15 protein-coding genes are annotated in these 13,693 nt (G+C 43.9%); 12 read left to right on the top strand and 3 right to left on the bottom strand.

Features of this window, described 5'->3' with window-relative positions; translation table 11 throughout:
• Positions 1-7 precede the first annotated feature (7 nt).
• The 3 genes from gspJ to BKE30_RS10830 all read left to right on the top strand — a co-directional run bounded on the left by gspJ (position 8) and on the right by BKE30_RS10830 (position 2,596).
• A complete protein-coding gene (gspJ, locus tag BKE30_RS10840; protein ID WP_076878602.1) occupies positions 8-820 on the top strand; it encodes a type II secretion system minor pseudopilin GspJ in 813 nt (270 codons plus the stop codon).
• Positions 821-849: 29 nt separating this feature from the next.
• A complete protein-coding gene (gene gspK, locus BKE30_RS10835; protein ID WP_076878601.1) occupies positions 850-1,845 on the top strand; it encodes a type II secretion system minor pseudopilin GspK in 996 nt (331 codons plus the stop codon).
• A 148-nt stretch (positions 1,846-1,993) separates the two neighbouring features.
• Positions 1,994-2,596, top strand: coding sequence for a 6-pyruvoyl trahydropterin synthase family protein (locus tag BKE30_RS10830; RefSeq protein ID WP_076878600.1), 603 nt, complete (start codon positions 1,994-1,996; stop codon positions 2,594-2,596).
• Positions 2,597-2,753: 157 nt separating this feature from the next.
• Here the strand turns inward: BKE30_RS10830 and BKE30_RS10825 are convergent, their stop codons facing one another.
• Entirely contained in the window at positions 2,754-3,884 is a 1,131-nt protein-coding gene (locus BKE30_RS10825) for an HPP family protein (protein WP_083698541.1), read from the bottom strand.
• Positions 3,885-4,140: 256 nt separating this feature from the next.
• Between BKE30_RS10825 and ung the strand changes: the two genes are divergently transcribed.
• The 9 genes from ung to pyrF all read left to right on the top strand — a co-directional run bounded on the left by ung (position 4,141) and on the right by pyrF (position 11,211).
• A complete protein-coding gene (gene ung, locus BKE30_RS10820; protein ID WP_076878599.1) occupies positions 4,141-4,851 on the top strand; it encodes a uracil-DNA glycosylase in 711 nt (236 codons plus the stop codon).
• The gene (locus tag BKE30_RS10815; RefSeq protein WP_076878598.1) at positions 4,848-5,969 is read left to right on the top strand and encodes an enoyl-CoA hydratase/isomerase family protein; all 1,122 of its coding nucleotides are present in this window, start codon (positions 4,848-4,850) and stop codon (positions 5,967-5,969) included. The genes ung and BKE30_RS10815 overlap by 4 nt, the downstream gene beginning before the upstream one ends.
• A 130-nt stretch (positions 5,970-6,099) precedes the next feature.
• Positions 6,100-6,588 carry a tRNA adenosine(34) deaminase TadA gene (gene tadA / locus BKE30_RS10810; RefSeq protein ID WP_264754305.1) on the top strand — a complete coding sequence of 163 codons (489 nt, stop codon included), beginning with the start codon at positions 6,100-6,102 and terminating at the stop codon, positions 6,586-6,588.
• Positions 6,589-6,688: 100 nt separating this feature from the next.
• Positions 6,689-7,117 (top strand): SRPBCC family protein, encoded by a 429-nt coding sequence (locus tag BKE30_RS10805; protein WP_076878597.1) that lies wholly within the window; start codon positions 6,689-6,691, stop codon positions 7,115-7,117.
• A 29-nt stretch (positions 7,118-7,146) separates the two neighbouring features.
• The gene (gene cmk, locus BKE30_RS10800) at positions 7,147-7,824 is read left to right on the top strand and encodes a (d)CMP kinase (RefSeq protein ID WP_076878596.1); all 678 of its coding nucleotides are present in this window, start codon (positions 7,147-7,149) and stop codon (positions 7,822-7,824) included.
• 176 nt (positions 7,825-8,000) lie between these two features.
• A complete protein-coding gene (rpsA, locus tag BKE30_RS10795) occupies positions 8,001-9,686 on the top strand; it encodes a 30S ribosomal protein S1 (protein WP_026470579.1) in 1,686 nt (561 codons plus the stop codon).
• A gap of 123 nt (positions 9,687-9,809) precedes the next feature.
• Positions 9,810-10,118 carry an integration host factor subunit beta gene (gene ihfB / locus BKE30_RS10790; protein WP_076878595.1) on the top strand — a complete coding sequence of 103 codons (309 nt, stop codon included), beginning with the start codon at positions 9,810-9,812 and terminating at the stop codon, positions 10,116-10,118.
• 26 nt (positions 10,119-10,144) lie between these two features.
• Positions 10,145-10,495, top strand: a complete 351-nt coding sequence (locus BKE30_RS10785; protein ID WP_076878594.1) for a lipopolysaccharide assembly protein LapA domain-containing protein — start codon at positions 10,145-10,147, stop codon at positions 10,493-10,495.
• Between the two features lie 35 nt (positions 10,496-10,530).
• Positions 10,531-11,211, top strand: coding sequence for an orotidine-5'-phosphate decarboxylase (gene pyrF, locus BKE30_RS10780; protein ID WP_076878593.1), 681 nt, complete (start codon positions 10,531-10,533; stop codon positions 11,209-11,211).
• 141 nt (positions 11,212-11,352) lie between these two features.
• Here pyrF and BKE30_RS10775 read toward each other — a convergent pair whose 3' ends face one another.
• Entirely contained in the window at positions 11,353-11,886 is a 534-nt protein-coding gene (locus BKE30_RS10775) for a DUF2058 domain-containing protein (protein WP_076878592.1), read from the bottom strand.
• Positions 11,887-12,196: 310 nt separating this feature from the next.
• The gene (locus BKE30_RS10770; RefSeq protein WP_076878643.1) at positions 12,197-13,453 is read right to left on the bottom strand and encodes a solute carrier family 23 protein; all 1,257 of its coding nucleotides are present in this window, start codon (positions 13,451-13,453) and stop codon (positions 12,197-12,199) included.
• Between the last annotated feature and the right edge of the window lie 240 nt (positions 13,454-13,693).

Here is a 13,693-nt window from a genome sequence, read left to right as displayed (position 1 = left end):
CAGGTTTATGAAATCAGGCACGCGGCGTTTTATGCAGTCTTTTCCATCGCATTATCAGTTGCATCAAAAGAAGTTGCATCAAGTTCGCAAACAGGTGCACGGGTTTACCCTGATTGAGGTGCTGGTAGCCCTGGCCATTTTTGCAGTACTGGCATTGGCTGGCTGGAAGGTATTTGATGCATTAATCAAAGTGCGTGAGCGCAACCAGATTCATACCCAGCGTCTATCGACCTTACAAAGCAGCTATACCCTCATGCTGCGTGATTTTAGCCAGCTTGCGGCCCGTCCGGCACGACAGTCTGCAACCACAGAACCGGCCCTGATTATTGCCGACAATAAAATTACCTTTACGCGTATGGGTGCATTTGACCCCACTATGCGCAGTACCAGCAGCATTGAGCGGGTAAGCTATCAATACGATGCTGGCCAGCAACGCCTAACCCGGACCAGCTATCGTAACCCGGATCAGGTACGATCCCAGACGCCGCCTACTAGCGTACTGTTGAGTGACATTAGCAATTTTAGTGTGCAAGCCCTGGAGCCAGCACCGGCAGATTTCTGGCCACCTGTTAATAATCTGGCAGAAACGGATACGAGTAAAGTACCTCAGGGCGATAGCCGCTTGCCACAGGGCATTCAATTGCAATTTACAATTAATGACCGGCCAATTCTATGGCGCTTTAGTTTGGTTAAAAAATTGCCTGAACCCGTAGCAACAAATACCAGTGCCAATAAGGGAGCAGATAACGGGCAATCTGGCCAGCAGGACAATTCGCAAAATGATGATATTAACAGTGGAATTCAGGCCAGTAATGACTAAGTTACCAGCGATTAAGGATCAGGAATAACGTGAATAACCAGCGCGGTGTTGCCTTACTGACCATCCTTTTTATGGTAGTTATTGCCAGTATCATGGCAATGGGTATTCTAAACCAGCAGCAGCGCATGCTTCGGGAAGGCAGTATTTTGCTAAGGCAGGATCAGGCCTGGATTTATGCCAAATCTGGCGAATATTTTTTATCCGAGCTTTTAATCAATGACGCGAAAAATAGCAAAAACAATGACAACCTGAGTGAACAGTGGGCGCAACCGCTACCACCTTTTCCGGTGGAAGATGGCATGGTAACCGGCCGGCTGCTGGATCAGTCGTCACGCTTTAACCTGAATAACCTTTATCATGATGGAATCCCTGACAAAGAAGCTTTTGAGCTTTTTGGCCGATTGCTCAAGCGGGTGGGCCTTCCGGCAGAGCTGGCTGAAAGTGTAATGGACTGGCAAGATCCGGATGACACGGTAACAGGCTCCATGGGTGCAGAAGACAGCTTTTATCTTGGCCAGCAACCGGGGTATGTGGCTGCCAATCGACCCTTTATGCAGGTGGAAGAGTTACGGCAGGTACGTGGTTTTGACCAGCGCAGCTATAACCTGATTGCACCTTATATCACCGCAGTGCCATATTTTAGTCCCATCAATGTCAATACTGCATCGGCAGTGCTGCTTAGCGCGCTTAGCGACGACTTGCAGTTAAATCAGGTACAGGAGTGGGTCAACCAGCGCGACCGTGGCATGCAGTATCTTGATCAGATTGGAAAATTATGGACAGACCCTGCCTTTAAACTCGATAAAAAGCCAGAAAACCTCGACCGTCTGTTAGCTATTCAAAGTGAATTTTTCGAGGCCCAGATTATTGTAAGCCTGTCAGGTCGCAAGCGTTATCTCACCAGTAACCTGTATCGTCAGGGTGAGCAAGTCATGGCATACCAGCGCCATCAAATGCCTATTGCAGCGCTTGCCAGCAGTAGCCAAAATGTATTGGAGCTTTTGCAACAGGCCATGCCGCAGTAATTCATGACTGGTTTTAAGTGTGAGCTTGCGATGAGACAAGTACGTGAAAAATATGGGCTACAAAGCCTTCATGAATCGCTGCGCATAACTGCCAAAATTAACTTATAATCATCAGGCTTCTTGCAAGTGAATCACAGGATTAACAACAATGCTTATCCGCAAACTTTTTAAGTTTGAAAATGCCCATATCGTGCGCAACTGTACTTCAGACCGTTGCCGTCGTTCCATTCATGGTCATAGCTATCAGGTAGAGCTAATTTTGTCTGCCAACCGACTTGATCATGGCCAGATGGTTTATGACTTTGGTTTATTAAAGGGCGTGATTAAGGATTTAATCGATAGCTTTGACCATGCCATCTGTTTCTGGAGCCAGGATGACGCAGGCTATATTGATGCCTGCAAAACCTATAGTGCCCGCTGGATCAGCTTGCCAGTGTCACCCTCCGCAGAGCAGTTTTCCCGTGTTTTCTTTTTTTTGGCAGATCAGGTTCTACAACAAACCACTACCCAGAATGGGGAAGGTGATGTTCAGGTGCATTCTGTGATTGTGCATGAAACTGCTACTGGTTATGCCCAGTGTTTCCGCGAAGACATCGCAAATTCACAAATGGGCCTTTTAAGCCTTAATGATATTGAATTCTCTGAGCAGGTTCAGCAGGAATGGGCTAATCCACAGATGTATGAGCAACTCAAACAAGGCATTAGCTTTTTAAATCCGGAAGTGACGCCCCAAGTCATCGTAAATGCTTAATTCAATAATTAAGCATTTTATCTATTTATGAGAAATTAGTTCTATTCAACTTCCTTAAAAAACTGTAATTATTTAGCGGTAAATTTAATTACTAACATAATATCCTAGTGTAAATTTTAAACTTAATCTCTTATTTCACTTATTCAAATTCATACTATTAACCACTAACCTGCAATTCAAACAAAGCAGCAATTACATCAGCACGGCCAATAATACCCTCCAATGTACGCTCAGCCCCCACTACCGGCAGATAATGAAAACCTTTGTCGGTAAAAAAGGGAATCAGGTCACTTAGGGGCTGGTCAGCCTTGACCGTAAATACCTTGCGTTCCATTACCTGATAAACAAACTGGGCAGGGCCGTCCAGATGGGTTCTAAACCCCACATAGCCATCGTAAATTTGCATTAAATGATAAACCGAAAGGGTTCCTACCAGTTGGTGCTTTTCATTAAGCACTGGCAGGCTCATCAGGTTATTTTGTTCAAACAGGGATAGGGCAGTCACCAGCGAATCATCTGCTTTTAGGGATAAGACATTTTTAGTCATAATGTCTATACAGCGCACATTACCCGTAATACGCTGATAGGCTTGCTGTTGCGCTTCAAACATCAGTTCTTTTAAGTCGCTGGCATTAATATCAAGCAGTTCAGCATGCTTGTTCATTACCTGCTGGAAATCTTCAGAGGTTACGCCCAAACGGTCACTGGGCAGCGGATTGGTCACATGGGTTTTTATGTCCTGCTGGGTAGATGGATGTGGATAGCGGCGACCCACAAGATTATTAAATAGCAGGGCAGCAATTACCATTAGTGCCGAGTTAATTGCCACTGGCCATAAGGCAAAACTATAGCCCAGATCATAAATAGCCGGGCCGCCTACCACAGCAGTCATGGCAATAGCGCCACTGGGTGGGTGCAGGCAGCGCAGGCTAATCATTACAAAAATTGCCAGTGATACTGCAATGCTTAAAGCTACATTAATATCTAAAAAGGTATGGGCTGCCCAAACCCCGATCAGGCTAGCCACCAGATTACCCCCCAGAATCGACCAGGGCTGGGCTAGGGGACTGGCAGGAACAGCAAATAACAAAACAGCTGAAGCGCCCATCGGGGCAACAAACCATGGATTAACCGAACCCAAGATCAGATGACTGACCAACGATGAAAGGAGCAAACCCAGAAAAGCCCCTACAGCACTAAACACCTGTTCTTTTGGCTTAATCTGATTAAAACTGACCCCCAGATTTGACAGTAAATGACGTAGTTTAGGATTAATTGAATTCTTCAAAAGTCACAGCCCACAGTCCAGTGCTACCATTTTACGATTATAAAGATATATTTATCCTACATATTTACTGATAATTGATAGAAAAAACGCTAATATCCATGCAGATCAATTTTTTAATGACTGTTTAATGAACAAAAAATAACAATAGAGCGGTATTTTCAGGGGCTTTAAGCCTATTAAGCTTGGTTTATAGGTATAATTATAGTGTTTAAAAAAGCACTGCATTTGTGTTGAAAATCATTGGAGTAAAAGGAAGATGGCGGTGAATCAGGAAGAGACCATACTGGACCGGGTAAAGCTTGATCCTAGCTGGAAGCAGCCTCTTACTGATATTCTGATTAGCGACACCATGACCCAGCTGCGTGATTTTCTGTCAACACAGAAACAGGAAAAGCAGGTTATTTATCCGCCCAGCCCTTTAATTTTTAATGCCCTGAACACCACACCACTTAATGATGTCAAGGTAGTGATCCTGGGGCAAGACCCCTATCATGGCCCTAATCAGGCCAATGGCATGTCATTTTCTGTGCAGCGCGGCGTACCCTTGCCACCCTCCTTAAAAAATATTTATCAGGAACTGTATAACGATTTGGGTATACCACCAGCCAGACATGGTGATTTGTCTAACTGGGCACGTCAGGGTGTATTACTGCTTAATAGTGTACTAACCGTAAATGCTGGAGCACCAACCTCTCACCAAAACAAGGGTTGGGAAGATTTTACCGATCGTGTGATTGATGTGATCAATGAAAAAACCGAGCATACGGTATTTATCCTGTGGGGTGCTTATGCCCAGCGTAAGGGCAAGCGTATTGATAGCAGTAAACATTTAATTCTAAAGGCAGCCCATCCATCGCCACTGGCTGCCAATCGGGGTGGCTTTTTTGGCTGCAAGGTATTTTCAAAAACAAACCAGTATTTGACCGAGCATGGAAAAGCACCTATACAATGGCAATTGGACGAATGAGTAATCAACAAATGACAAATTTAACTGAGCATCCAGACCTAATTGTAGAACGTATGGGCAATGGCTGGACACTGGTACGCCTGAATCGTCCAAAATCCTTGCATGCCCTTGATGAAGCATTGGCCAAGGCATTGTTTGATGTCTTTGCAACTTTAAAAACAGATGAGCAAACTACAGCAATCTGGCTGGATAGCACTACTCCAAAAGCATTTTGTGCCGGTGGTGATGTACGCAAGTTACGCCAGCTCATCATTAATGATGAAAGTAATATAGCGCACAATTTTTTTAAGGAAGAATATGCGCTGGATCTGGCATTGCATCAGTATCCCAAGCCTGTCGTGGTCTGGGGTGAAGGCTATGTCATGGGTGGGGGAATGGGGTTGTTTATGGCTGCACCATTTAGACTGGTTACACCATATTCACGCTTGGCCATGCCTGAAATCAATATTGGCCTGTATCCGGATGTAGGGGCAACCCGTTTTCTGGCAGAGCGCGGAGCGATTGGCCTGTTTCTGGGTCTGACTGGCTCTATCATGAGTGCTTCAGGCGCATATACCATTGGTTGGGCCACACACATTAGTGGTGAAACCCGTGAGGAAGTACTGGCCCGGCTTACCCAGATTGACTGGAATGCTTATCCGGCGGGTTCTTTCCGCGCTATAGATGACACTCTGGATGCATTGCATCGTCCATTGTCTGCTGGTCCATTACAGGATTCACTGGATGTGATTCATAGTGTGTGTCGTGGCCAGAATTTTATGCAGGATTATCAGGCCATTACCAGCCTGATGGAAGCCCGTAGTGACTGGCTGCGTCAGGCGGGTGAGAATCTGGCCAAAGGCTCACCATCTACTGCTGCATTGACATGGTTATTGTGGCAATGGGGTAAAACTGCACCGGCATGGTCGCGTGTTTTTGAACTGGAAAAAACCTTGGCTGAGTGGAAAACACTGCATCCTGATTTTATAGAAGGGGTGCGCGCACGTTTAGTGGATAAGGATTTAGCCCCATCATGGCAGGCCAAATCCTTTAACAGCTTAAAAGAAGCGCTGGGTACAGTCCCTATGGCAGATGATACTGAATGGATGGAAATCCTGCGTAATTTTGATGTGGTTTAAGACTATATTTTTTAAGAATATAGGTTAGAAATATGGTTTTAATGGCGTGCTTTAATTAAATCACGCCATTTTATATTTTATCGCTTTAGATTCTTCATCCCACCATTTAACCCTCAGGTTTAATCCAGTGCTGCCATCTTTAGATTTAAGTCTTACACCAGCTGACAAGCATGAGTACTGGATGCAGCAGGCGTTACTGTTAGCCCAACAAGCAGCGGCATGTGGCGAAGTACCGGTAGGGGCAGTACTGGTGCATGATGAGCAGGTTATCGGTTCTGGTTTTAACCAGCCTATTGGTTTGCATGATCCCACTGCCCATGCTGAAATCTGTGCGATCCGGGATGCCTGTCAGCAGTTGCAAAATTACCGCTTGCCTTTAAACACCACCCTGTATGTTACGCTAGAGCCTTGTACCCAATGTGTGGGTGCACTTATCCATGCACGAATACAACATGTGGTATTTGCGGCGACGGAACCCCGTGCTGGTTCACTGATCAGCGCGCGCCAGCTTATGCAAAGTGGTTTTTATAATCATTTTTTCAGTTTTGAAGGTGGTGTTCTGGCTGAACAATCGCAAATAATACTAAAGCAATTTTTTGCAGCACGCCGCCAAAAATAACCTTAAAAACAACTTGCTGATTGTTAACAATTATTGAAAAAGCCAGCAGAATAAAAAAATTATGCTAGTCTAGGGCAATTTTTTACGACAGACATCTGCTATGGCGAAAATTACCGTCCAACAAAAATTTAAACAATCACCTGAACAGGTTTTTGAAGCATTTTCCAAGCATAGTATTTATAACGATGCTTTCTGGCCAGTACAGGTTGAACGCATTAAGGATGCTGCTGACCCGCATAATCCGGACGGACTGGGTTCAGTACGTCAAATGGGTTTTGGACCGGTTAAACCGATTAAAGAGCAGATTACTACGCTTGAACCAAACCAGTTAATTGAATATAAGCTGATCGGTAATCCATTGATCAAGCATCATGTTGGCCGCCTTAAGTTTACATCAGTTGATGGTGGGACTTTGCTGACGTATGAAATTGAGCTTACGGGCAAACTGCCACTCATGTCCCTGCCTATTCTGGCTGGTCTAAAAGTTGCCATTGGTGTTGGCCTTGCAAAAATTGCCCGTCAGCTATAAGGCAGCTTTGATTAATAAGGCGATTATGAATGTCTGTTTTTGTCATTACCATTGATGGGCCAAGTGGCTCAGGCAAGGGAACACTTGCCGGTAAGCTGGCTCAGCATTATGGCTATCACTTTCTGGATTCAGGCGCGTTATATCGCTTACTGGGTCTGGCGGCTGGTCAGGCCAGCTTGCTGCAAGAGCCTTTAAATTTACCCGCGCTAGAGCAGCTTGCAGCTTCACTGGATATACAGTTCAGGGTACAGGATGGTCAGGGGCCACAGATTTTGCTCAATGGGCAGGATGTTACCGACCAGATCCGTACCGAAGAAGTAGGAAGTATGGCATCTAAAGTGGCTGTGATTCCCAGCTTGCGTGAGGCATTATTCAAGCGACAGCGTGATTTTGCCAAAGCGCCCGGACTAGTGGCTGATGGTCGTGATATGGGAACTGTGGTTTTTCCGGAAGCCCCAGCCAAAATTTATCTGACTGCCAGTGCAGAGGCAAGGGCAACACGCCGTGTAAAACAGTTGCAGGGCATGGGTGTTGATGCTAAAATTGATGCCATTTTAGCTGACCTGCAGGCGCGCGATAAGCGTGACATGGAGCGAACCGTCGCTCCGCTAAAGCCGGCGCATGATGCTTTGGTTATTGATAGCTCAGATTTATCGATTGATCAAGTGCTAAAAACACTGATTGATTATATTGACAGCAAACACTAATCCATGTGCTAACAGTTTGCCCTAAGCCTGCTGGGAAAATCAGTTTAGACCGTTTTTGTAACATCTTTTTTATGATAGCCGCAATGAGTGATCAGATTTAGAGTCATTGCAGGTTATCTCACTTAATCCCGTACCTGACTGATCCAGGACGACTTCACTAACCAACAAGGTATACCATGACGGAATCTTTTGCCGCCTTATTTGAAGAAAGCCAATTAAATCTTGACGTCGAAAAAGGCGCAGTGATCCAAGGCACCGTAGTAAACATCGACAGCGACTGGGTAACAGTTGATACCGGTCTTAAGTCTGAAGGTGTAGTGCCTCGTTCAGAGTTTCTAAACGATCAGCGTGAACTGGAAGTTGCTGTTGGCGACACCGTTGACGTAGTGGTTGAAGCGTTAGACAACGGTATGGGTCAAACTGTACTGTCTCGCGAAAAAGCCAAGCGTGCTGAAACCTGGACCAAACTTGAGAAAATCTTTGAAGATGGCGAAATCGTTACCGGCGTTATTTCTGGTAAGGTTAAAGGCGGCTTCACTGTGGACATCGGTCCAGTTCGTGCGTTCCTGCCAGGTTCTCTGGTAGACACTCGTCCTATCCGTGACACCACTCATCTGGAAGGCAAGGACCTGGAATTCAAGGTCATCAAGCTTGACGCCAAACGCAATAACGTTGTGGTAAGCCGTCGTGCGGTTATGGAAGCCGAAAGCTCTGCAGAGCGTGAAGCACTGCTGGGTCAGCTGGAAGAAGGTCAGGTTGTTACTGGCGTAATCAAAAACCTGACAGATTACGGTGCATTCGTTGATCTGGGTGGTATTGATGGCCTGTTGCATATCACTGACATGGCTTGGAAACGTATCAAGCATCCGTCTGAAGTGGTAGAAGTTGGCCAGGAAGTGACTGTTAAAGTCCTGAAATTTGACCGCGAGCGCAACCGTGTATCCTTGGGCCTGAAACAATTAGGTTCTGATCCATGGTTAGAAATCATGAGCCGTTATCCAAAAGGCTCTATCGTTAAGGCACGCGTAACCAACCTGACCGACTATGGCTGTTTTGCAGAAATCGCTGAAGGCGTTGAAGGTCTGGTACACGTTTCTGAAATGGATCATACCAACAAAAACATTCATCCATCCAAAGTGGTTCAGATTGGTGATGAAGTTGATGTAATGGTTCTGGAAGTTGACGAAGAGCGTCGTCGTATTTCTCTGGGTATCAAACAAACCCGTGCTAACCCATGGGAAGAGTTTGCCAAGAACCACGAAAAAGGCGAAAAAGTGTCTGGTACGATCAAGTCAATCACTGACTTTGGTATCTTCATTGGTCTGCCAGGTGGCATTGATGGTCTGGTACATCTGTCTGACATTTCCTGGAACGAAGCTGGTGAAGAAGCCATCCGTCGTTACAAGAAAGGTGACACTGTTGAAGCCGTTATCCTGTCTGTTGATGCAGAAGGTAACCGTATCAGCCTTGGCGTGAAGCAACTGAACAACGACCCATTCAATGACTATCTGTCCAAGAATGAGCGCGGTGCGCTGGTTAAAGGTACGATTACTGAAGTTGATGCCCGCGGTGCTACCGTGAAGCTGGCTGATGATATCGAAGCAACCTTGAAAGCTTCTGAAATCAATCGTGACCGTGTTGAAGATGCAACCAAGCATTTAAGCGTTGGCCAGGAAATCGAAGCCAAGATTATCAATGTTGACCGCAAATCCCGTTCTATCAACTTGTCTATTAAGGCAAAAGATGAAGCGGAAGAGCGTGAAGCAATCAATAATCTGCGCACAACCACCCCAGCTGCTACTAATCAGGACGCAGGTCCTAAAACTCTGGGTGACCTGATCAAGGCTGCTCAGAACAAGTAAGTGAAATTTAACACTTACTTTTAATAAAAAGTTGCATTCGGTAGCACAGTGATAAAACTCGTGCTACCGAACTATTATAAAAAACTGTTATGATTAACTATCTGAATTTCTAAGAGATTAATCATGACAACTAATGCCTTAAATAAATCTGACCTCATAGAACGGATTGCTGTTAAGCAAACCAACATTTCCGAAGCTGTTGTTGAAGAAGCCGTTAAGACTATGCTTGATCAAATGATCGGCACACTGGCAACCAATAACCGTATTGAAATTCGTGGATTTGGCAGTTTTGCCCTGCATCATCGAGATCCGCGAGTTGGTCGTAATCCAAAGACTGGTGATTCGGTAAAAGTAGCTGCCAAAGCAGTACCTCATTTTAAACCGGGTAAAGCCTTGCGCGATGCCGTAAATGACGCCTTAAATTCCAAATAAACATAATTCTTAAACTGGAGAACGCAATGCGCTATGTTTTAATAGTATTGCTCATCATTATTTTTGGCTATGCGCTTGCGTTAGTATTACAAAATAGCACCGAACTGCCAGTGGATTTGTTATTTACTCAAGTACCTACGATGGGTGCAGGATTGCTATTACTGCTTACCTTGGTATTAGGTATCATCATTGGTTTGCTACTGGGTGTTGTTGTGTTCAAGGTATTTCAGCGAAACTGGGAAGTCCAGCGGTTAACCCGTGAAATTGAGATACTAAGGCAGCAACAAATTCAGGCTGCAAGTGCTGCTGCAATCGCAGCCCAGCATGAAAAAACGGTAGTCAATGTGACTCCCGCTCAACACAAAAGCCCATTATAATGGGCTTTTTTATTGCCTGATGTTTGGATACGATTTTGAGTATTATTGTTGCCCTTGATTTCAATAACCAGCGTGATGCCTTAAATCTGGCAGATCAGATGGATCCCAAATTATGCCGCCTAAAGGTAGGGAAGGAATTATTCACCCGGCTTGGTCCGCAGATTATTCAGGAATTGCATCAGCGCCAGTTTGAAGTTTTTCTTGATCTTAAATTCCATGATATTCCAAATACTACGGCGCAGGCTGTTCTGGCAGCGGCTGACTTAGGGGTATGGATGGTTAATGTGCATGCAAGTGGTGGCCGTGAAATGATGGAAACGACTGTAGCGCGCCTTAAGCAGGGTAATTACGCAACCCATTTAATTGCAGTCACTGTGCTAACATCTATGAGCGATGATGAACTGGGTGAGCTAGGGATTCAGGCCACTGCAGCAGAGCAGGTGATTAGATTGGCTACATTAGCTCAATCATGTGGGGTGGGGGGCGTAGTGTGTTCTGCGCAGGAAGCAAAAATGCTCAGGGCACAATTAGGGCCAGATTTTTTATTGGTTACACCGGGAATTCGTCCTGCTGACAGTGCAAGCGATGATCAAAAACGGATTGTAACACCACAACAGGCAATTCAGGATGGCGTGGATTATATGGTAATTGGTCGTCCTATTACCAAGGCCGATAATCCTCAGCAACAACTACTCGACATTTATCAGTCTATTTAATAAAGTTTTGCAGACAAATTAAAACCGCTGCTTATTTAAGAGCAGCGGTTTTAAATAACTACTATAATATCCTAGTGTAATATTAATTATAAATATTCATAATATAAACCTGAAAATTCAAATTTTTATTTCATTCAAAAATTACCACATTAAATCATCAGGAATAACATAAGCAGCATAAGGGTCTTCCTCATCAATCTGCTGTTCACCTTTAGTATTAGCAACCACAATAAAACCTGTCATTTTTTCATCAATGCGGTCAGCCAATGGTCGTGGCAGCAGGGCATAACTGTCCTCCAGGCGACCAATTGCAATATGGCCAGCCACGACCTGATCATAAATTTTTTGTGTGATATAAATCTTTTTAACTTTTGACTGATCAATAAACTGGTAGCTAATATCACCTGAAGTATCTCTTAGCTGATGCTGCTTGATCATTTGTAAAATATTGGCTTTTAAGGTTTTCTCTTCCAGTAAGCGCTGTTTTTCCTGATTTAACTGCTGGTCTTTTTCCAGTTTTCTGGCCTGAGCTTCTGCCAGCGCTTGCTTTACTTCAGCATCTGTTTGTTCACCAGTCCGCTTTGCATGCTGATTTTGTTTATTAATTTGCTGGGCCTTTTTATTATCTACCAACCCTGCTTTTAAAAGTTGCGCCTGCAAGGCATTTTTTGCCATGATAAAGTCACCTTAATTCCAAAAAACAATGAGTATATATTAGCAAAGATTTCCCAGTTTCCTGCTATTCCTGATTGAAGTGAGCAGTTTTATAGGTAATTTTAAAGTAAAAACCAATAAAGGCAGGCTATGTTATTAAGGTAATGGCATAGCCTAATTGATAAGCACCTTGATCATAGCAATACTGACAACAGAAGGCCTTACGCTAAAAGTGTTGAAAAGATTTTTGGATTTTAAAATAGAAGACGCATGTCTTCATTAACAATACGTCTTTAGGAAAAGGTTTATAAATTAATCCTTTATTTTTAAATCATTTTTTAAGATTGAAAAACGCATTAAGTAGTATTGCTGCAAATGTGGCCGTGCCAATACCGCCTAGATCAAAAGTACCTATATGAAAGGCAAAATTACCGGCTCCCAGAATTAGGGTGGCTGCTGCAATAATCAGATTTTTATTATTGTTAAAATCAACCTGATGATTAATCCATATTTTTGCACCAGCAACAGTAATCAGGCCAAAAACCACAATAGAAGCGCCACCTAAAATCGCGCCCGGAATAATACTTATAATTGCCCCAAATTTTGGAGATAAACCCAGTACGATAGCAATAGCTGCTGCTATCACAAAAATAAGGGTAGAGTAGATGCGGGTTGCTGCCATGACACCAATATTTTCTGCATAAGTGGTCATTCCAGGGCCACCAACACTGCCGGATAAGCTGGTACAGATTCCGTCGGCAATAAAGGCACGGCCCAGATATGGGGTTAGATGTTCCCCAGTCATACCGCTTACTGCTTTAATATGGCCAAGATTTTCAGCGACCAGAATCAGCGCAATAGGTGCAATTAGCAAAATGGAAGTGCTATCAAACTGCGGTTGATGAAACTGTGGTAAGCCAAACCATGCAGCCTGACTAACCCGGCTAAAATCTACAGGTACACCATAGCCCAAACCATTGGCTAAAAATACGTAGACTAAAAACGACACAATCAGGCCAATAAGCAGCAGTAAACGCTGAAGTAACCCAGAAGTAAACACTGCCACTGTACCAATTGACACAATGGTAAATAAAGCCATCAGCATTTCAAATTGGGTTTTGACAACACTACTTACAGTCGCTGGTGCCAAATTTAAACCAATAATCATAACAATGGCACCAGTTACTACAGGCGGCATCATTTTTTCAATCCAGTGAGTGCCGGTAAAAAGAACAATACCACCAATTAGCGCGTAAATCAGACCACAGGCAATAATTCCACTCATGGCTGTTGCCAGATTAGGATTAAGTCCGGTTCCAGTATAACCAGTCGCTGCAATGACTACGCCAATAAACGCAAAACTTGAACCCAGATAACTGGGAATACGACCACCTGTTAATACAAAAAATAGCAAGGTACTAATGCCAGAAAGTAAAATGGCTAGATTAGGATCAAAGCCCATCAACAATGGTGCCAGTACAGTAGCCCCAAACATGGCAAAAACATGCTGTAAACCTAAAATAATGCTTTGGCCAATAGGCAAATATTCATAAGTTGCAACGGATTGTGAATCAGTAGATTGATTCATCTGTGCCTTATAAGGCTGCCATTGGGGAAACCAGGATTTTTTCACAGCAGTATCCTTGAGAAATACTTAACAAATAACCACGAGTATTATCTACGGCTAAAAGTTAAATACCTAGCTTGCCAATAAAATAAATTAGATATGGCCAGATATTATATGATTCTCAAAGTAGTCCAGCTTTTAAACATTAAGATTTAAGTAAGATAAATTACGTCGTATAATGTATATTATGTTAAATGAAAT

It is taken from the genome of Alkanindiges hydrocarboniclasticus (genome assembly GCF_001982605.1).
Taxonomy (GTDB): domain Bacteria; phylum Pseudomonadota; class Gammaproteobacteria; order Pseudomonadales; family Moraxellaceae; genus Alkanindiges; species Alkanindiges hydrocarboniclasticus.
Note: the sequence above shows the minus strand (reverse complement) of the source record. Positions and strands in the feature narration are given on the sequence as shown.

Excerpts from the sequence above, each read along its gene's own strand:
- BKE30_RS10785 (WP_076878594.1), top strand. The coding sequence starts at position 10,145 with ATGCGCTATGTTTTAATAGTATTGCTCATCATTATTTTTGGCTATGCG.
- BKE30_RS10770 (WP_076878643.1), bottom strand. The coding sequence starts at position 13,453 with ATGAATCAATCTACTGATTCACAATCCGTTGCAACTTATGAATATTTG.
- BKE30_RS10830 (WP_076878600.1), top strand. The coding sequence starts at position 1,994 with ATGCTTATCCGCAAACTTTTTAAGTTTGAAAATGCCCATATCGTGCGC.
- gspJ (WP_076878602.1), top strand. The coding sequence starts at position 8 with ATGAAATCAGGCACGCGGCGTTTTATGCAGTCTTTTCCATCGCATTAT.
- ung (WP_076878599.1), top strand. The coding sequence starts at position 4,141 with ATGGCGGTGAATCAGGAAGAGACCATACTGGACCGGGTAAAGCTTGAT.
- rpsA (WP_026470579.1), top strand. The coding sequence starts at position 8,001 with ATGACGGAATCTTTTGCCGCCTTATTTGAAGAAAGCCAATTAAATCTT.
- BKE30_RS10775 (WP_076878592.1), bottom strand. The coding sequence starts at position 11,886 with ATGGCAAAAAATGCCTTGCAGGCGCAACTTTTAAAAGCAGGGTTGGTA.
- BKE30_RS10815 (WP_076878598.1), top strand. The coding sequence starts at position 4,848 with ATGAGTAATCAACAAATGACAAATTTAACTGAGCATCCAGACCTAATT.
- BKE30_RS10805 (WP_076878597.1), top strand. The coding sequence starts at position 6,689 with ATGGCGAAAATTACCGTCCAACAAAAATTTAAACAATCACCTGAACAG.
- cmk (WP_076878596.1), top strand. The coding sequence starts at position 7,147 with ATGTCTGTTTTTGTCATTACCATTGATGGGCCAAGTGGCTCAGGCAAG.
- ihfB (WP_076878595.1), top strand. The coding sequence starts at position 9,810 with ATGACAACTAATGCCTTAAATAAATCTGACCTCATAGAACGGATTGCT.